The sequence below is a fragment of the Burkholderia sp. HAN2018 genome (genome assembly GCF_024704855.1).
Lineage (GTDB): Bacteria > Pseudomonadota > Gammaproteobacteria > Burkholderiales > Burkholderiaceae > Burkholderia > Burkholderia cepacia.
Genome location: NZ_QOBB01000048.1, coordinates 21,961 through 38,986, shown reverse-complemented (window position 1 = coordinate 38,986; position 17,026 = coordinate 21,961). Strand labels below are relative to the sequence as shown.

Here is a 17,026-nt window from a genome sequence, read left to right as displayed (position 1 = left end):
CCCACGCGCCCGGATCGCGGCGGCCCGGCGCGCGGCCGTGCGGCACCGCGCGTTCGATCGCACTGCGCAGGCCCGCGAGCGAATCCGGCAGGTCGGCTGCCGTCAGCGTCGTGCGCGCGGCCATCATCCCGCAGCCGATGTCGACGCCGACCGCGGCCGGAATGATCGCGCCCTTCGTCGGGATCACGCTGCCGATCGTCGAGCCCTTGCCGAGGTGGACGTCCGGCATCACCGCGACGTGGCGGAAGATGAACGGCATCTGCGCGGTGTTGCGCAGCTGCGCGCGCGCTTCGTCCTCGACGGCGACGCCTTGCGTCCACATCTTCACCGGCTTGCCGTTTGCCAGTTCCATCACCTGGTAATCCATTGCACTCATTTGCTTCACCTGATTCCTTCATTCATGCGGCGCGGCACACTTGCGCCGCGCCGTTGCGCCCGTCAGGCGCCCTTGATGCTGACGAGTCCGTTCAGCACCTGGTCGAGACCGCCGAACACCGAGATGCGGTCGATCCGTTCCGCGACGCGCTCGAGCGTTTCCAGCTCCTTGAGCCGCAGCGCGGTCGGGTTTTCTTCCATCACCTTCGCAGTGTTCAGCAGCGAACGCGTGGCCGCCGTTTCCTCGCGGCGGCGAATCACGTTTGCCTGCGCGGACTTCTCCGCCTCGACCACCTGCGCGAGGATCGTCTTCATGTCGCCCGGCAGCACGATATCCTTCACGCCGACGCTGCGCACGTCCACGCCCGAGTTGCCCAGGCGTGCACGCACCTGCGTGATCACGACGTCGTCGATCGACTGCTTGTCTTCCAGCAGTTCGTCGAGCGAGCGTGTGCCGACGGCCGAACGCAGCGCGAACTGCAGCTCGCGATACAGGTGCTCGACCGGCTTTTGCAGCTGGCCGAACGCATGCAGCACGTCCGCATAACACCACGTCGCCGACAGGTTCAACCGCAGCGCGACCTTGTCGCGCGTCAGGATTTCCTGTCCGCCGACTTCGAGCGCCTGCACGCGCAGGTCGACGAGTTCGACCGCGATGTCGCGGTTGAAGCGCCAGAACGCCGAGACACCCGCGTCCAGCAGCCGCTCGATCTTGCCGTCGATCTTCAGCACGCCGACGTGGTACGCCGGCACCTGCGCCAGCAGTACACCCGCCAGGCCCGCCACGCCGCGCGCCCGCAGCGCCGGTTGCGCGATGCGCTTCACGAGCGCGGCCGGCAGCATGCTGTCCTGCGCGAGATCGACGCGCTCGAGACGGTGCGCGGTCAGGCCGCGCCAGTACAGCCGGCGCGTGCCCGGCGCCAGGATCTCGACGAGCACGTCGTCTTCGTAGCGCAGGCCGGCTTCGTCGTCGGCGAGATCCATCGCGACGAAGTGCCGGGCGAGCACGTCCTGTGCGTCGTGACGCAGGTAATCGGCCAGTGCCGCATCGGCGAGCGGCGCGTCGAGACGCGCGGTCTGCACCGACAGGCGCTTGAACGGATCGAAGGCCTTGAACACGCCCGGTTCGAGCACCTTCACGAAATCGCCCTCGTTCATCAGCAGCGCGCGTTCGTTCTTTTTCACTACATGTCGCATCCACATATTCTTGTCCTTTTCTTCGATGACCGCCGGGTGACGCGCATCGTGCGGATCGCGGGGCGACGCAACCGGGCGGGCGGCGCGCAGGCCCGGCGCCGAAGTGCGCGGCGACGCATCCTGCTTCGCGTCGTCGTGCGCCTTCGCGCGGGCCGTGCGGCCGTCCGGCCGATCGCGCGGAACCGCAACCGGTCCGACGCGCGGCGGGCCTTGCGGCCCGCACCGGCGGGTACTGCTTTCATTACAAGGCTGTCCTTGCGGACAGCGTTCGAGCGGGATTCGAACCCGCTACACACCGGCTTGCGCCGGCTGCTCTACCCGAATGAGCTACCGAACGGAGGGCGCCCCGGGATTCGAACCCGGGCGAAGTTCCAGTACGCGCCCGTTTGCCTTCGTCTGCCCATGGCGGCATGCGCGACCGCGACGAACCAGGTTCGGCGGCGGCGCACCAGCAGGGCTTTGTGAACCCTGGCTCGCGGGCCAGCGGGACATCCGGCGCTTTCTATTTAGCGAGGAGCGTGCCAGCGGGCGGTGTGATACACGAAATAAATCCCAAGTCGTTGAAATGGAAGGGGAAATTATTTGTCGTGACGGGCGGCGCATGAAAATCCAGCCACGGCTCGATCCGAATATTCGATACAATCGGATCGCCTCTTATCTTGTGGGATAAACATGCGCAAGACCGTCGCGATCGGTTTTCTCGGTACCGTGCTCGACCAGGGCGGCGGCTCGCAGCGTCGCTGGCGCAACTGGCGGCCGACGATTTCGCTGTGCGAGCAGCGCGACATGCCGGTCGACCGGCTCGAACTGCTGCACGCGCCGAACTACGCGCGTCTCGCGAACCGCGTGAAGCAGGACCTGGAGCGCGTGTCGCCGCACACCGACGTGCGGCTCGTTCCGATGGAGATTCGCGATCCGTGGGATTTCGAGGAGGTCTACGCGACGCTGCACGATTTCGCGCGCGCCTACCCGTTCGATCTCGACCGCGAGGACTACCTGATCCACATCACCACCGGCACGCACGTCGCGCAGATCTGCTGGTTCCTGCTGGCGGAGGCGCGCTACCTGCCGGCGCGTCTTGCCCAGACGGCACCGCCGCAGAAGACCGACGAGGGGTTGAGCGGGCCCGGCACGATGTCGGTGATCGATCTCGACCTGTCGCGCTACAACCGGATCGCGCAGCGCTTCACGCGCGAGCGCGACGAGACGGTGTCGTTCCTGAAGGCGGGCATCGCGACGCGCAACGCGCGCTTCAATGCGCTGATCGAGCAACTGGAGCGCGTGGCCGTGCGTTCGCGCGCGCCGATGCTGCTGGTCGGGCCGACGGGCGCCGGCAAGTCGTTTCTCGCGAAGCGCGTGTACGAGCTGAAGCGCGGCCGGCACCGGCTCGCGGGGCCGTTCATCGAGATCAACTGCGCGACGCTGCGCGGCGACGCGGCGATGTCGACGCTGTTCGGCCACGTGAAGGGCGCGTTCACGGGCGCGCAGTCGGCGCGGGCCGGGCTGCTGCGCGCGGCGGACGGCGGCCTGCTGTTTCTCGACGAGATCGGCGAACTCGGGCTCGACGAACAGGCGATGCTGCTGAAGGCGATCGAGGAGAAGCGTTTCCTGCCGGTCGGCGCGGACGTCGAGGCGACCAGCGATTTCGAATTGATCGCGGGCACGCACCGCGACCTGCGGCAGATGGTGGCGGCCGGCACCTTCCGCGAGGATCTCTATGCGCGGATCAACCTGTGGACGTACGAACTGCCGGGGCTGGCCGAGCGCCGCGAGGACATCGAGCCGAACCTCGAATTCGAACTCGACCGGTTCGGCCGCGAGCAGGGCGAGCAGGTGCGTTTCAACGTCGAGGCGAAGCGGCGCTACCTCGCGTTCGCCGCGTCGCCGCGTGCGGCGTGGGCCGGCAACTTCCGCGAGCTGTCCGCGTCGGTCACGCGGATGGCGACGCTGGCCGATGCGGGACGGATTACCGAAGCGCTTGCCGAACAGGAAGTCGAACGGCTGACGCGCACGTGGTCGCAGCCGGGCGGCGCGGGATCGTCCGAGGCATGCGTCGACGCGGTGTTCGGCGCGCGTGCGGCGGAACTCGACCTGTTCGACCGTGCGCAGCTCGAACGCGTGCTCGACGTGTGCCGCGTGTCGGCAAGCCTGTCGGAAGCGGGGCGCACGCTGTTCGCGGTGTCGCGGCAGAGCAAGAAGCAGCCGAACGATGCGGACAGGCTGCGCAAGTATCTCGCGCGGTTCGGGCTGGATTGGGAGGGAGTGAGGGGCGCGCTCGATGCGTCGAGGTGACGGGCATGCGCGATGCATTCCCTGCGTCGCGCATGGCGGATAGCGCGTGCGGTATCGTGCACGCAAACGTCGGGAGGGTGGTGGTGGTCGTGATTCCTTCGTCGGTCAAAGCGCTGTTTGCCGATTCGGGGTGGCGTGGCGATTCCGGTTGCCGTGTGTCGTCCGGCGACGGCGAGCATCCGGGAGATGCAATCCTGCGCGAATTCGGCGGGCTGATCGTGGGCGCCTCTGCCAGCGGGCAAACCTGCGCGCGAATGGGGCTCGTCTTTCATGCGCTGGCGCGCAAGGATCACCAGATCGACGCGTGGGAACAGGCGCTCGGGACGACGATGATCGGCTTCGCCGAAGACGATCTCGGGTACGCCGAGTTTTATGTCGATGCGCAGGGCCGAGTGTTCTCGACCAATTGCGTGGTCGACGGTGTGCATCTGTGCGGATTCACGTTCGGCGAAGCGGTCGAGCGGACGCTGCTCGGGCGCGTCTCGATTCCGCTGTTGCTCGACCGCCGTGCAACGATTGCCCATTACGGCGAGGTTCTGACGATCGACGACCCGCGCGTGATGACGGTCCGTCAGCTCCTTGCCCGCGCGTGATGCGGCGACGCGCTTCGGCCGTGTTTCAACCGGCCGCCGCTGCCGCCGCCTCGTGAAACGACGCCAGGAATGCCCATTCCGGCTGCGCGGCCGCGACATCCGCCAGCCCGCGCGCGAACGCGTGCGCCGGCAGCCACGGATACCCGAACGCCGCATGCAGCGCGTCGAGTTTCGTCGACTTCGGATCGTCGATCGTATCCATGCGCGCGATGTGAATGTGCAGCGCGGCGATCCGCGCACCGCCTTCGCTGTCGGGTGTGAACTGCCAGCGGTACGTGCCGTGCCCGATCCGCAACGCGCCGTTGTCCTTCTGCCGCATCGCGACGAGCCACGACATCCTGCTGACGCCATGCGGGTCGACTTCGGGCTCCGTGCAAACGTAATAGGTCCGGCACCGCTCGAACCGCTCGCCGAATTCCTCGACCAGGGTGCGTGCGATCGCGGCCGCGCCCGTCACGCGCGGCGGAAAATCGATGTCGTCGTTCGCGAGCGAAAAGCTCAGCTCGGCATCGGCCGCGAAGCAGTCGGCGATCAGCGCGGGCCGGTTCAGGTCCTTTGCGCGCAGATAGCATTCGAGCAGCGCGCGAACCGACGCGGGATGAAGCGGGAAGGGCATGGACGAGCCTCCTGTAGCGGGAAATGGGGCCACGCGCAGCGGCCGGACCTGGCCAGGGGCGTATGTGCCTTTGCCGTATAATTTCGTTTCAAAGCTAAATTCGCATGACCGTACGGAGCGTCGAAGTCATGGCCAAGCAGCAAGAGGAGTCCGTTCTGACCATCACCAACCCGGCCTGCCTGATCGACGGCACGGACACGGAATTTCGCCACCTGATCAACGGGCTGCTGCCGTTTGCGGCCCGCCTGCTGTCGGTACGCGACGGCTTCGGCTCGCTGATCGGCCTCACCGGCATCCAGTATTCGCTGCTCGTATCGGTTTCGCATCTTTCGCACGACGACGTCGTGACCGTCAACCGCCTCGCCGATCACCTGCACCTGAGCGGCGCATTCGTCACGATCGAGACGGGCAAGCTGAAGAAGCTCGGCCTGATCGACAAACGCCCAGACCCCGACGACAAGCGCAAGATGCGTCTCACGGTCACGCCGGCCGGCTCGAAGCTGCTGAAGGCGCTCACCGATACGCAGCAGCGCATCAACAACGTGCTGTTCGAGGGCGTGACGAAGACCGAATTCAAGGCGCTCTGCTCGGTGATCGACCGCCTCGTCACCAACGGCGACCGCGCGACGCTCGATCTCGCGCACCTGATCGCGCGCCAGGAAAAAGGCTGACGCGTACGCGCCGCCAGCCCGCCTGACGCTTCGACCGCATTCAGTGCGCGGCCCACTCGATCGTATTCAGGTCGACCCCTTCGAGATGCATGTCCCACAGCGGGCTCAGCGCGCGCAGCTTGCCGACCGTGTCGCGCACCTGCGCAATCACGCTGTCCACTTCGGCTTCGGTCGTGAAGCGGCCGAGCGTGAAGCGGATCGAGCTGTGCGCGAGCTCGTCGCTGCGGCCCAGCGCGCGCAGCACGTACGACGGCTCCAGCGATGCCGACGTGCACGCGGAGCCTGACGATACCGCGACACCCTTGATCCCCATGATCAGCGATTCGCCTTCGACGAAATTGAAGCTGACGTTCAGGTTGTGCGGAATCCGGCGGGCGAGATCGCCGTTCACGTAAACCTCGTCGAGCGTCGACAGGCCGGCCAGCAACCGGTCGCGCAATGCGCCGACGCGGCGGCTTTCCTCCGCCATCTCATTCTTCGCGAGCCGGAACGCCTCGCCCATCCCGACGATCTGGTGCGTGGGCAGCGTGCCCGAGCGCATCCCGCGCTCATGGCCGCCGCCGTGCATCTGCGCTTCGATCCGCACGCGCGGCTTGCGGCGCACGTACAGCGCGCCGATCCCCTTCGGGCCGTAAACCTTGTGCGCGGTCACCGTCAGCAGGTCGACGTTCAACGCATTCACGTCGACCGGGATCTTGCCGGCCGCCTGCACGGCGTCGCAGTGGAACACGATGCCGCGCGCGCGGCACAGCGCGCCGATCTCCGTCACCGGCTGGATCACGCCCGTTTCATTGTTCGCGAGCATCACCGACACCAGGATCGTGTCGGCGCGCAGCGCCTGCCGCACCGTGTCGAGATCGAGCAGGCCGTCTTCCCGCACGTCGAGGTACGTGACGTCGAAGCCCTGGCGTTCGAGCTCGCGGCACGTATCGAGCACGGCCTTGTGCTCGGTCTTCACCGTGACGAGATGCCTGCCCTTGCCCTGGTAGAAGTGCGCGGCGCCCTTGATCGCGAGGTTGTTGCCCTCGGTCGCGCCGGAGGTCCACACGATTTCGCGCGGATCGGCGCCGAGCAGCGCGGCGACGTGGGCGCGCGCCTCCTCGACCGCCTGCTCGGCATCCCAGCCGTAGCTGTGGCTGCGTGAAGCCGGGTTGCCGAACTGCTCGTGCAGGAACGGCACCATTTTGTCGACCACGCGCGGATCGACGGGCGTCGTGGCGCTGTAGTCCATGTAGATCGGACGGGATTGCATCGATGCGGCTCCGGAAAGCGGTGTCTCCCGCGGTGCGCGAAAACACCGCGGAACAGGGTAGCCGCAGTGTACGTGGACATTCGCGGGCGCCGCGCAACACCCATCCCGCCAGTAGGGTTGTCTTTCAAACAAAGCTTTCTAGGTCAGGGTTTACGACAACTTGAACCCGCCTTTGTGTTTACATTTAATAAAAGCTAAATAACAAAGCTAAGTAACGGTGCTTTGTTGGGCCGGATTCCGCAGCGGAATCCTGCGATGCAACCCAAGGAGGACGAGATGAGCGAGAACCATGCCGGAACCGGTGCGGGTGCCGACGCGCAGCGGCGCTTTCGCACCGCGCTGTCGATGTTCGCGACGGGCGTCGCGGTGATTACCGCCCCGCGCAAGGAGGGGGCGCCGATCGGTATCACGGTCGCGTCGTTCAATTCGGTGTCGCTGGACCCGCCGCTGATCCTGTTTTCGGTCGACCGTCGGAGCCTGAGCCTCGGCGACCTGGCCGGCGCGGGCGGCTATGCGGTCAACGTGCTCGACGAGACGCAACAGCACCTGTCGAACTGCTTCGCGAAAGCGAACGGCGACAAGTGGGGCTGGCGTGCCGGCGCGGCCGATGACGACGGCGCGGTGCTGCTGCCCGACGCGCTCGCGACGTTCGAATGCGAGCCCTACGCGCAGTACGACGGCGGCGATCACGTGATCTTCGTCGGCCGCGTGACGCGGCACCGCGCGCGCTCGGAAGGGCGCCCGCTGATCTTCTTCGGCGGCCGCTATCGCACGCTCGACGGCATGCGCGCGCCGTCTGCCTGAATGCAATCCACGTTTCATTCCACCCAGGAGGACATCATGATCAAGAACGGAACCCAGCACATCGCGTCGCTGCGCGACGGGCGGCAGGTCTACCTGAACGGCCAGCCGGTCGGCGACGTGACCGCGCATGCGGCATTCCGCAATTCGATCCGCAGCTACGCGAGCCTGTACGACTACCAGGCGCGCGACGAGAACGTCGAGAAGATGACGTTCGTGTCGCCCGACTTGGGCAACCGCGTCAGCCGGATCTGGCAACTGCCGACCTCCTACGACGAACTCGTCGAACGCCGCGCCGCGCTGGAAGCGTGGTCGGAACTGCATTACGGCTTCATGGGCCGCTCGCCGGATCACGTCGCGTCCTGTCTTGCCGGCATGGTGATGGGCGCCGACGTGTTCGAGCAATACGATCCGGCTCGGGCGGGCGCGCTGCGCGACTACTACCGCTACGCGCGCGACAACGACCTGTTCCTGACCTACGTGATCGTGAATCCGCAGGCGAACCAGTCGAAGGCCGCGCACGAGCAGGAGGACAAGTACCTCGCGGTCGGCATCGTCGATCAGGATGCCGAAGGCATCACGGTGCGCGGCGCGAAGATGCTCGCGACGAGCGGAATCATGGCGAACGAGGTGTTCTGCAGCTGCATCCAGCCGCTGCGCGAAGGCGACGAGATGTATGCGCTGTCGTTCGCGGTGCCGATGAACGCGAAGGGCATGAAGATCCTGTCGCGCAAGTCATACGAGGAGAACGCGACATCGGTGTTCGACAACCCGCTGTCGAGCCGCTTCGACGAGAACGACGCGGTGCTGTATTTCGACGACGTGAAGGTGCCGTGGGAACGGATCTTCGTTGCCGGCAACACGGAGATGTGCGCGAAGCAGTTCCACGCGACGCCCGCGCACGTGTACCAGAACTACCAATGCCAGGTGCGCCTGATGACGAAGCTGCGCTTCCTCGTCGGGCTCGGCCTGAAGATCTCCGAGGTCAATGGCACGAATGCGTTCCCGCAGGTGCGCGAAACGCTGGGCCAGCTCGCGGCCGAAGCGTCGATGGTCGAGGCGTGGGTCTACGGGATGGAAGCGAAGGGCACCGTCGTCAACGGCTTCTACGTACCCGACCGCAACATGCTGTACGGCTCGCAGGTCGTCACGCAGCAGCTTTATTCGAAGGTGCTCAACACGCTGCGCGAGCTCGCCGGCGGCGGAATGATCATGCTGCCGTCCAGCGTGCGCGATTTCGAGAACCCCGACCTGCTGCGCATCATCGAGAAGACGCAGAAGTCGCCGGTGTGCTCGTCCGAGGAGCGCGTGAAGTTCTTCAAGCTCGCGTGGGATGCGGTCGGCTCCGAATTCGCGTCGCGCCACAACCAGTACGAACTGTTCTACGCCGGCGCGTCGTTCGTCACGAAGGGGCATGCGTATCGCACGTACGACTGGCAGCGCGCGTCGCATCTCGTTGATTCGATGCTCGGCAGCTATTCGCTGAACCAGGAGCTGTCGACGCCGCGCGCCGCCTGACGCGCCGCATCGCGTTCGACTCATCCGCTATCGCCACAGGAGAGACAGATGGCCATCAACAAGCTTCACGACGAATTCCATACGCTGGACATGCAGCGCGACTGGCAACTGCCGGAAGGCTATGACCCGGCCTCCGGCGCGCAGGAACTGATCCTGTCCGGCGCGCTCGACACCGAGCGGAAGCGCGGCAGCCGCACGCGCTTGCTGCGCCTGCCGGCCGGGCTGCATACGAAGAAGCCGTTCGTGCACGACTACTGGGAAGAGGTGTTTCTCGTTGAAGGCGACCTGACCGTCGGCAACGACGAACACGGCAACGGCGGCACGCCGTTCAAGGGCTACACGTATGCGGTGCGCCCGCCCGGCGCATGGCACGGCCCGTTCAAGTCGAACGGCGGCTGCGTGCTGCTGGAGATCCACTACTACGACCCGGCCTGAGCCCGGCCATTCACGACACATTGCGGGCGGCGCCGCATCGCGCGTGCGCCGCCCGCTACGAGGAGCATTCGATGAAAACCATCACGTTTGCGATCGACGGTCGCGACGGCCGCACCGAGCGCGCGATCGCGATCGACACGCTCGTGATCGCGGGCTGGACCGGCCGCGACACGGCCGCCATGGAGAAGCACATCCGCGAGCTGGAGGAACTGGGCGTCAAGCGCCCGGCGACGACGCCCGTGTTCTACCGCGTCGCGGCCGACCGCCTCGATCCGTCGCCCGCAATCCAGGTGTCGGGCGGGCAGAGCAGCGGCGAAGCGGAATTCGTGCTGGTGCGCGACGGCGGCGAGACGTTCGTCGGCATCGCGTCCGATCACACCGACCGCGAGGTCGAGACGTACGGGATCACGGTGTCGAAGCAGATGTGCGGCAAGCCGTGCGCGAACACGCTGTGGAAGCTCGACGACGTGGCCGGGCACTGGGATCAGCTCGTGCTGCGCGCCTACGCGACGATCGACGGCGAGCGCGTGCTGTACCAGGAAGGCAAGGTGAGCACGATGCGCGCACCGGACGACCTGCTCGCGCAGTTCGCACGCCACGACGGCCGCTTCGTCGACGGCACCGCGATGCTGTGCGGCACGCTGGCGGCGATCGGCGGCATCCGGCCGGCCGAGCGGTTCGAGGTCGAGCTGGACGATCCGGTGCTGGGCCGCACGCTGCGGCATGTGTATGCGGTGGACACGCTGCCGGTGGCGGGCTGACGCGACCGGAAACGCGCACTCACGCGCGGCAGATCGCGATGATCTCCGCGCTGGTCGCAGCGTCGAACGGTGCGTGCTGCCAGTCACCGTACCAGTCGGCCGACGAGAATCCGGCCGCGATCACGCGCTCCCGCAAGTCGGGTTGAGTGATGAAGCGCAGCCGGCTCGTGTTCGTCAGCACCGTGTCGTCGCGGCGGAAGCGGTAGTGCGTGTCGAACGTGACGATCGCGCCATCCACGGAGCGCACCGCATGATGCAGGTCGACGATGCCCGACTCGCGCGATTCGACGCTGCGCGCCGAATGTGCCGGCGTCCATGCACGCCACGGCGCGATGCGCGGATTGCGGGTCTCGAACAGGAAGCGGCCGCCGTCGGCGAGCACGCGCCGCGCGCCGCGCAGCGTCGTATCGATTTCGGCGTCGGTCAGCAGGCATTGGAACGCATGCCCGGTCATCACGACCGCATCGAACGGCGGCGCGTCGGGCGGCAGGCCGTCCAGCCCGCACGCAAGCCAGTGGACCGCGTCGGCGCCCGGCTGGCGTCGGGCGTATTCGATCATCGCCGGCGCGGGATCGATCGCCACGGTGTCGTGCCCGGCTGCCGCGAGCCGGCGCGCGAACGTGCCGGTGCCGCAGCCGAGGTCGAGGATGCGTCGGCGTGCGGTGCCGATCACGGACGCGTAGAACGCGAAATCCCGATCGCCCGCGTTGAACAGGTCGTAGACCGCGACGAGGCGCGGGTCGGTGTAGAGCGCTTCGCCGGCGGGCGTGGCGGCGGACGTCATGCGGCCGTGCGTGTCAGCGCTGCTGCACGGCCACGCGCAGCCCGAGCGCGATGAAGATCGAGCCGATGATCTTCCCCTGCCAGCGCGTGAGCCACGTGAGCCGCTTCACGATGCGGCCGAGCGGACGGATCGAGCAGGCGATCAGCGTCGTGTAGAGCGAGCTGAGCACGACGAAGATCAGCCCGAGCACCGCGAACTGCACGAACGTCGAGCCGCGTTCCGGATGCACGAATTGCGGCATGAACGCGAGGAAGAACAGCGCGGTCTTCGGATTCAGCACCTCGGCGGGAATCGCCTGCAGGTACGCCTTGAGCGGGGTGACGGGCGATACGCTCGGCAGCGACGGATCGGACGGCTTCTCCAGCAGCGCGCGCACGCCGAGATAGATCAGGTACGCGGCGCCGATCACCTTCACGACATTGAACGCGAGCGCCGACGTCATCAGCAGCGCCGACAGGCCGACGGCCGCGAACAGCGTATGCACGAAGTCGCCGCTGGCGACGCCGAGGCCGGTCAGGATGCCGGTCTTGCGGCCGCCCTGCACGGTGCGGCTCAGCACGAGCAGCACGGCGGGGCCGGGAATCAGGAACAGGCCCAGGACGACGGCCGTGAAGGTGGTCAGCGTGGTCAGGTCGAACATGACGGCTCCGGCAGGTGGGGGCGGCGGCGGGGATCGAGGCATTGTATTCGCATCGGCAGGCGGCTGCAGACGCCGCGCGGGCCCCGCACGGGCACCCGTCCGGGCGGCAGGGCCGCGCCGGCGCCTTTCTGGTATAAGCACGAAAGGGCGCGCGGGCAGGGCGTCCGGCTTCCTCCATCGTCCACCGTTTCATGCGCCAGCTTCCTCCGACCACCGACCCCGCAGCGGATGACGAAGTCTTCCACGTGCCGCGTCCGCTCGTCGTCTTCGGCGGCTCGGTCGTCGAGCCCGAATGGCGGCTCGAGCGGCACAGCCATCCGCAGGCGCAGTTGCTCTACACGTTGAGCGGCGTCATCTATTGCGAGATCGACGGCGGCGTGTGGAGCGCGCCGCCGCAATGCACGGTATGGATTCCGGGCGACGTTCCGCACGCGGCGCGCGGCTCGGCCGGCGCGACGTTCTACGCGGTGCTGGTCGAACCGGATGCCGCCCTCGACCTCCCCGCGCGCTGCTGCACGCTGTCGGTGTCGCCGCTGCTGCGCGAACTGCTGCTGAAGGCGGCGAGCTTTCCGAACCTGTACGACGTCGACGGGCCGCAGGGGCGGCTGATGGCGACGCTGCTCGACGAACTCGTCGCCGCACCGGTCGAGGACCTGTACCTGCCGATGCCCGCCGATCGCCGGCTGCGCAAGCTGATCGACCATCTGCTCGCCGATCCGGCCGACAAGTCGCCGCTGGCCGAGCTCGCGCGGCGCGCGGGCATCAGCGAGCGCAGCCTGACGCGGCTCGCGGCGAAGGAGCTCGGGATGAGCCTCGGCGACTGGCGCCGGCGGCTGCACGTCGCGCTGTCGCTGCGGATGCTGACGACCGGCCGCCGCGTGCACCAGATCGCGATCGAGCTCGGCTACGAGAGCGCGAGCAGCTTCGTGACGATGTTCCGCAAGGCGACCGGCAAGTCGCCGACGCAATTCCTGACCGACCGGCAACGCTGAACCGCGCGACTCGCGCCATCCGGGCGCGATTGGCCGGATCGGGCAAGCGGTTGGCCGGGACGATAAATGACGCCGCGGGCCTCGATCCATAAAATGAGAATCGTTCTCATCTGGAGGCCGACATGCACATCACCACGACCGAATTCCCGTTTGTCTGGTTGCGTTACACCGGTTCGACGCACACCGACCCCGCCCGCCTGATCGCCGAACTCGACGCATTGCTCGCGCGTCGCGAACCGTTCGTTCTTCTGACCGACGATGCGCCGTCCGGCAATGAACGCGGCGCCGACGATCACGAGTTGCGCAAGCAGCTCGCGAAGTGGAGCAAGGCCAACCGCGCGCAGTCGCACGAATGGATCCCCGCGATGATCGCGATCGAGCCCGACGCCGCGCGGCGCGCGGCGCTCGACGCGTTCTCGGGCGCGTTCGAGAAGGTCTGGGGTTATCCGCTGAACGCGGCCGCCACCCGCGACGACGCACTCGCGCTGGCGCAACGGCTGCTCGACGACCCGGCGCGCGGCGCCGCGGCGGCGAACGGCTGAACCGTCTGCCGCGCCGGCGGCGCGGCGTTCCTCGATACGCATGCACGGCGGGCGCGCAAGCGTGCGCCGCGGCATGCGGCAAACATGCAGGGGTGTCCGGTGGACAATCCGATCCGCGCGATGCGCATCTTCACGCGCATCGTCGAAATGAACAGCTTTACGCGCGCGGCGCAGGCGCTCGGCATTTCGCGCGCCACCGCGACGCGGACCGTGCAGGAGCTCGAAACGGCGCTCGGCATGCCGTTGCTGGTGCGTACGACGCGCGCGCTGCGGGCGACGCCCGAAGGCGACGCGTATTACCGGCGCTGCGTGCGCATCACGGCCGACGTCGACGAGCTCGAGGCCAGCATTCGCGGCGCCGCCCTGCACCCGAGCGGGCCGCTGCGCGTCGAGCTGCCGGCGGCGGTCGCGGATGCGATCGTGGTGCCGGCGCTCGGCGAGTTCCATGCACGGCATCCCGATCTGGCGCTGACGCTGGGCGTATCCGGGCGCCCGGCCGATCGCATCGGCGACGCGATCGACTGCAGCGTCCAGCTTGGCGAACTGCCCGATTCGTCGCTCGTTGCGCGCCGGCTCGGCACGCTCGAGCGCGTGACATGCGCGAGCCCCGCGTATCTCGACCGCCACGGCGCGCCGCGCACGCTCGACGATCTGGCCGTGCATCGTGCGGTCGGCGCGTCGTCGGTTCCGGGGCAGCGTACGGCCGAACTCGATTTCCTCGTCGATGGCGCGGTGCGCAAGGTGCGGCTCGACGGGATCGTCAGTGTGGAGGACGAGCAGGCGTACCTGGCGTGCGGCGTGCATGGCCTCGGGCTGATCCAGCCGCCGCGCGTCGCCGCGCAGCCGCTGATCGACGCGGGGCGGTTGCGGGAAGTGCTGCCGCGCTGGCGGCCGGGTGCGATCGCGGTGTCGGCCGTGTACGTGAAGCGCCCGCATGTGTCGCCCGGCGTGCGCGCGTTCGTCGACTGGATCGTCGAGCGGTTTGAACGGGATCGGGAGGGCGTGGCCGTCGCGGGGGCCATGGCGCGACAACTGGTGCCGGAAGTCGTCGAGATGAACGATCGCGAGGGGAGTCAGGTCGCAGTGGCGTGAACGAGGAGCGCTGAACGAAGGGCGGTCAATCGTGCACGAGGTGAAGTGCGGCGGCCATGTGCGCCTGCTCGGGGGCGCGCAGCGCGAGCCGCGTCGCAGGGTGGGGGCGGTGCATCGAGATGCAAATATTCTGGCGATCGTGCGCCGTGTTTCGCCAGAACATTTGCCTTTTGATGCCCACCCTGGCGAGACAAGCCCGTGCGCATGCGGAGCGAACCGTGGCCACGTGCAGGGCGATTCGGCCGTCGAGCGTCGTCGGTGCCGCACGCATATGGCGACGGCGGCTTGATCCGGCCTTACGGTTTTTCCTGCACCGTCCTCAACCGCCCCAGCTCCTCCGCCAGAAAATCCACGAACGCCCGAATCCGCGCGGACATCTGGTGACGCTGCGCATACACCGCATAAATGTCGGCGCCCGGCGTTTCGTGATCGGGCAGCACGACGACCAGGCGCCCGTCGGCGAGGTAGTCGCGCAGATCCCATTCCGCGCGCATCAGGATCCCGTGCCCGTCGAGCGCCCACTTCACGGCGATCTCGCCGTCGTTCGTCGTCAGGTTGCCGTTGATCCGCACGGCTTCCGTATAACGCGCCGTGCCGCGCCCGCTCGTCAGGCGCCAGACGCCGTAACCCTCGTCCCCCTGGCGGATGCCGATGCAGTTGTGCCGCGTCAGGTCGTGCGGCGTGCCCGGGGTGCCGTGCCGCGCGAGATACGCGGGCGCCGCGCACAGCAGCCGGCGGTTCGGCGCGAGCCGCCGCGCGACGACGCGCGCATCGGGCGGCTCGCCGAAGCGGATGCACACGTCGAACGCGTCGTCGGTGAGCGGCGGCGGCATCACCGACAACTGCAGTTGCACCGACACTTCCGGATACCGCGCGACGAAGCGTGAGATCGCCGGGCCGACGTGGCTGCGGCCGAAACCGAGCGTCGCATTCACGCGCAGCAACCCCTTCGGGCGCTGCTTCGCGCTGCCGAGCAACTCGCCGAGTTCGTCCATCTGGTCGAGGATCCGGCGCGCGTAGTCGAGATACACGTCGCCTTCCGGCGTCAGCATCATCCGCCGCGTCGTGCGGTTCACCAGCGTGACGCCCGCGCGCCGTTCCATCTGCGTGAGCCGCTTGCTGACGGCCGCCGCGGTCAGCCCGAGTTCGCGCGCGGCCGCGCTGAGGCTGCCGGAGGCGGCGAGCGTCGAGAAGAAGCCGAGATCGGCCGGCTGGACGGTATCCGCCATGACGGGATTCATGAATTCAAGTTAAAGATGCTTTGAGTCTAGCACCGGTTCCTGCACTCCTGGTTCGGTAAAGTGCCTCCACGCTGACGATCAATCGAGGATGTGCGCATGAAGACCTACCGTATCGCAACGATTCCCGGCGACGGGATCGGCAAGGAAGTGGTGCCGGCCGGCAAGCAGGTGCTGGAGGCGCTGGCCCGCGGCAGCGACCGCTTCGCGTTCGAATTCGAGGATTTCGACTGGGGCGCCGATTATTACCGCGAGCACGGCGCGATGATGCCGGCGGACGGCCTCGACGCGCTGCGCGGCAAGGACGCGATCCTGTTCGGCTCGGCGGGTGACCCCGACGTGCCCGATCACGTGACGCTGTGGGGGCTGCGCCTGAAGATCTGCCAGGGCTTCGACCAGTATGCGAACGTGCGACCGACGCGCATCCTGCCCGGTATCGACGCGCCGCTGAAGCGCTGCGGGCCCGGCGACCTGAACTGGGTGATCGTCCGCGAGAACTCCGAGGGCGAATATGCGGGCGTCGGCGGCCGCGTGCACCAGGGCCATCCGATCGAGGCCGCGACCGACGTGTCGATCCTCACGCGCGCCGGCGTCGAACGCATCATGCGCTTCGCGTTCCGGCTCGCGCAGTCGCGTCCGCGCAAGCTGCTGACCGTGATCACGAAGAGCAACGCGCAGCGGCACGCGATGGTGATGTGGGACGAGATCGCGAAGCAGGTCGCGCAGGAGTTCCCCGACGTGACGTGGGACAAGGAGCTTGTCGACGCGGCGACCGCGCGCATGGTCAACCGGCCGGCGTCGCTCGACACGATCGTCGCGACCAACCTGCACGCGGACATCCTCAGCGATCTCGCGGCCGCGCTCGCCGGCAGCCTCGGCATCGCGCCGACCGGCAACATCGATCCCGAGCGCCGTTATCCGTCGATGTTCGAGCCGATCCATGGCTCCGCGTTCGACATCATGGGCAAGGGGCTCGCGAATCCGGTCGGCACGTTCTGGTCGGTCGTGATGCTGCTCGACCACCTCGGCGAAGCGGAAGCCGCCGCGCGCGTGATGCAGGCGATCGAGGCGGTGACGTCCGACCCGTCGCTGCACACGCGCGATCTCGGCGGCAGCGCGACGACCGCGCAGGTGACGGCGGCTGTCTGCGAGCGTGTCGCGAACGCGGCGATCGCCGCCTGATGACACGGACGGCGATGGGCGGGCGGGCCGCGACGTAGCGGCGGC

General features: G+C 67.7%; 18 protein-coding genes and 1 tRNA gene. 11 read left to right on the top strand and 8 right to left on the bottom strand.

What is annotated here, in order from left to right; all coding sequences use genetic code 11:
* From DPV74_RS15230 to DPV74_RS15220, 3 genes are all read right to left on the bottom strand, one after another.
* The coding region (locus tag DPV74_RS15230) for an RtcB family protein (RefSeq protein ID WP_162923044.1) at positions 1-376 on the bottom strand (376 nt) is incomplete at its 3' end.
* A 62-nt stretch (positions 377-438) separates the two neighbouring features.
* Complete coding sequence (locus DPV74_RS15225; RefSeq protein WP_027790918.1) at positions 439-1,578, bottom strand: slipin family protein; 1,140 nt, start codon at positions 1,576-1,578, stop codon at positions 439-441.
* 258 nt (positions 1,579-1,836) lie between these two features.
* Positions 1,837-1,909: transfer RNA gene (locus tag DPV74_RS15220), tRNA-Cys, on the bottom strand.
* Between the two features lie 335 nt (positions 1,910-2,244).
* On the opposite strand from DPV74_RS15220, the gene rtcR reads away from it, so the two are divergent.
* Positions 2,245-3,864 (top strand): RNA repair transcriptional activator RtcR, encoded by a 1,620-nt coding sequence (gene rtcR / locus DPV74_RS15215; RefSeq protein WP_027790919.1) that lies wholly within the window; start codon positions 2,245-2,247, stop codon positions 3,862-3,864.
* A gap of 5 nt (positions 3,865-3,869) precedes the next feature.
* Entirely contained in the window at positions 3,870-4,457 is a 588-nt protein-coding gene (locus DPV74_RS15210; RefSeq protein ID WP_226153348.1) for an SUKH-3 domain-containing protein, read from the top strand.
* A 25-nt stretch (positions 4,458-4,482) separates the two neighbouring features.
* On the opposite strand, the gene DPV74_RS15205 is transcribed toward DPV74_RS15210, so the two are convergent.
* Positions 4,483-5,073, bottom strand: coding sequence for a nuclear transport factor 2 family protein (locus tag DPV74_RS15205; RefSeq protein ID WP_059693847.1), 591 nt, complete (start codon positions 5,071-5,073; stop codon positions 4,483-4,485).
* 128 nt (positions 5,074-5,201) lie between these two features.
* On the opposite strand from DPV74_RS15205, the gene DPV74_RS15200 reads away from it, so the two are divergent.
* Positions 5,202-5,744 (top strand): MarR family winged helix-turn-helix transcriptional regulator, encoded by a 543-nt coding sequence (locus DPV74_RS15200; RefSeq protein WP_027790922.1) that lies wholly within the window; start codon positions 5,202-5,204, stop codon positions 5,742-5,744.
* 40 nt (positions 5,745-5,784) lie between these two features.
* On the opposite strand, the gene DPV74_RS15195 is transcribed toward DPV74_RS15200, so the two are convergent.
* Positions 5,785-6,996 (bottom strand): IscS subfamily cysteine desulfurase, encoded by a 1,212-nt coding sequence (locus tag DPV74_RS15195; RefSeq protein ID WP_119337487.1) that lies wholly within the window; start codon positions 6,994-6,996, stop codon positions 5,785-5,787.
* A gap of 255 nt (positions 6,997-7,251) precedes the next feature.
* Here DPV74_RS15195 and DPV74_RS15190 point away from each other — a divergent pair, with 255 nt between their 5' ends.
* The 4 genes from DPV74_RS15190 (at position 7,252) to DPV74_RS15175 (ending at position 10,511) form a co-directional block, all read left to right on the top strand.
* On the top strand, positions 7,252-7,800 hold the full coding sequence (locus tag DPV74_RS15190) for a flavin reductase family protein (protein ID WP_119337486.1): 549 nt from the start codon (positions 7,252-7,254) through the stop codon (positions 7,798-7,800).
* Positions 7,801-7,836: 36 nt separating this feature from the next.
* Positions 7,837-9,315, top strand: a complete 1,479-nt coding sequence (locus DPV74_RS15185) for a 4-hydroxyphenylacetate 3-hydroxylase family protein (protein ID WP_119337485.1) — start codon at positions 7,837-7,839, stop codon at positions 9,313-9,315.
* Positions 9,316-9,363: 48 nt separating this feature from the next.
* On the top strand, positions 9,364-9,750 hold the full coding sequence (locus DPV74_RS15180) for a hypothetical protein (protein ID WP_048022440.1): 387 nt from the start codon (positions 9,364-9,366) through the stop codon (positions 9,748-9,750).
* 71 nt (positions 9,751-9,821) lie between these two features.
* On the top strand, positions 9,822-10,511 hold the full coding sequence (locus tag DPV74_RS15175) for a DUF2848 domain-containing protein (protein ID WP_060083348.1): 690 nt from the start codon (positions 9,822-9,824) through the stop codon (positions 10,509-10,511).
* 19 nt (positions 10,512-10,530) lie between these two features.
* On the opposite strand, the gene DPV74_RS15170 is transcribed toward DPV74_RS15175, so the two are convergent.
* Positions 10,531-11,295: a bifunctional 2-polyprenyl-6-hydroxyphenol methylase/3-demethylubiquinol 3-O-methyltransferase UbiG gene (locus DPV74_RS15170; RefSeq protein ID WP_119337484.1), complete on the bottom strand. Its 765-nt coding sequence runs from the start codon at positions 11,293-11,295 to the stop codon at positions 10,531-10,533.
* Positions 11,296-11,308: 13 nt separating this feature from the next.
* On the bottom strand, positions 11,309-11,935 hold the full coding sequence (locus tag DPV74_RS15165; RefSeq protein WP_027790929.1) for a LysE family translocator: 627 nt from the start codon (positions 11,933-11,935) through the stop codon (positions 11,309-11,311).
* 191 nt (positions 11,936-12,126) lie between these two features.
* Between DPV74_RS15165 and DPV74_RS15160 the strand changes: the two genes are divergently transcribed.
* From DPV74_RS15160 to DPV74_RS15150, 3 genes are all read left to right on the top strand, one after another.
* Entirely contained in the window at positions 12,127-12,927 is an 801-nt protein-coding gene (locus DPV74_RS15160) for a helix-turn-helix domain-containing protein (RefSeq protein ID WP_027790930.1), read from the top strand.
* 122 nt (positions 12,928-13,049) lie between these two features.
* Positions 13,050-13,469: a hypothetical protein gene (locus DPV74_RS15155; RefSeq protein WP_060173064.1), complete on the top strand. Its 420-nt coding sequence runs from the start codon at positions 13,050-13,052 to the stop codon at positions 13,467-13,469.
* Between the two features lie 99 nt (positions 13,470-13,568).
* Complete coding sequence (locus DPV74_RS15150) at positions 13,569-14,561, top strand: LysR family transcriptional regulator (protein ID WP_240439979.1); 993 nt, start codon at positions 13,569-13,571, stop codon at positions 14,559-14,561.
* A gap of 296 nt (positions 14,562-14,857) precedes the next feature.
* Here DPV74_RS15150 and DPV74_RS15145 read toward each other — a convergent pair whose 3' ends face one another.
* The gene (locus tag DPV74_RS15145; RefSeq protein WP_119337482.1) at positions 14,858-15,790 is read right to left on the bottom strand and encodes a LysR substrate-binding domain-containing protein; all 933 of its coding nucleotides are present in this window, start codon (positions 15,788-15,790) and stop codon (positions 14,858-14,860) included.
* Positions 15,791-15,898: 108 nt separating this feature from the next.
* Between DPV74_RS15145 and DPV74_RS15140 the strand changes: the two genes are divergently transcribed.
* The gene (locus DPV74_RS15140) at positions 15,899-16,981 is read left to right on the top strand and encodes a tartrate dehydrogenase (protein ID WP_060207849.1); all 1,083 of its coding nucleotides are present in this window, start codon (positions 15,899-15,901) and stop codon (positions 16,979-16,981) included.
* Positions 16,982-17,026 lie beyond the last annotated feature (45 nt).

What these genes read in the sequence shown, in the direction of transcription:
- DPV74_RS15205 (WP_059693847.1), bottom strand. Translation starts at nt 5,073, where the DNA reads ATGCCCTTCCCGCTTCATCCCGCGTCGGTTCGCGCGCTGCTCGAATGC.
- DPV74_RS15165 (WP_027790929.1), bottom strand. Translation starts at nt 11,935, where the DNA reads ATGTTCGACCTGACCACGCTGACCACCTTCACGGCCGTCGTCCTGGGC.
- DPV74_RS15170 (WP_119337484.1), bottom strand. Translation starts at nt 11,295, where the DNA reads ATGACGTCCGCCGCCACGCCCGCCGGCGAAGCGCTCTACACCGACCCG.
- rtcR (WP_027790919.1), top strand. Translation starts at nt 2,245, where the DNA reads ATGCGCAAGACCGTCGCGATCGGTTTTCTCGGTACCGTGCTCGACCAG.
- DPV74_RS15140 (WP_060207849.1), top strand. Translation starts at nt 15,899, where the DNA reads ATGAAGACCTACCGTATCGCAACGATTCCCGGCGACGGGATCGGCAAG.
- DPV74_RS15160 (WP_027790930.1), top strand. Translation starts at nt 12,127, where the DNA reads ATGCGCCAGCTTCCTCCGACCACCGACCCCGCAGCGGATGACGAAGTC.
- DPV74_RS15190 (WP_119337486.1), top strand. Translation starts at nt 7,252, where the DNA reads ATGCAACCCAAGGAGGACGAGATGAGCGAGAACCATGCCGGAACCGGT.
- DPV74_RS15155 (WP_060173064.1), top strand. Translation starts at nt 13,050, where the DNA reads ATGCACATCACCACGACCGAATTCCCGTTTGTCTGGTTGCGTTACACC.
- DPV74_RS15210 (WP_226153348.1), top strand. Translation starts at nt 3,870, where the DNA reads ATGCGCGATGCATTCCCTGCGTCGCGCATGGCGGATAGCGCGTGCGGT.
- DPV74_RS15200 (WP_027790922.1), top strand. Translation starts at nt 5,202, where the DNA reads ATGGCCAAGCAGCAAGAGGAGTCCGTTCTGACCATCACCAACCCGGCC.
- DPV74_RS15175 (WP_060083348.1), top strand. Translation starts at nt 9,822, where the DNA reads ATGAAAACCATCACGTTTGCGATCGACGGTCGCGACGGCCGCACCGAG.
- DPV74_RS15180 (WP_048022440.1), top strand. Translation starts at nt 9,364, where the DNA reads ATGGCCATCAACAAGCTTCACGACGAATTCCATACGCTGGACATGCAG.
- DPV74_RS15195 (WP_119337487.1), bottom strand. Translation starts at nt 6,996, where the DNA reads ATGCAATCCCGTCCGATCTACATGGACTACAGCGCCACGACGCCCGTC.
- DPV74_RS15145 (WP_119337482.1), bottom strand. Translation starts at nt 15,790, where the DNA reads ATGGCGGATACCGTCCAGCCGGCCGATCTCGGCTTCTTCTCGACGCTC.
- DPV74_RS15185 (WP_119337485.1), top strand. Translation starts at nt 7,837, where the DNA reads ATGATCAAGAACGGAACCCAGCACATCGCGTCGCTGCGCGACGGGCGG.
- DPV74_RS15225 (WP_027790918.1), bottom strand. Translation starts at nt 1,578, where the DNA reads ATGTGGATGCGACATGTAGTGAAAAAGAACGAACGCGCGCTGCTGATG.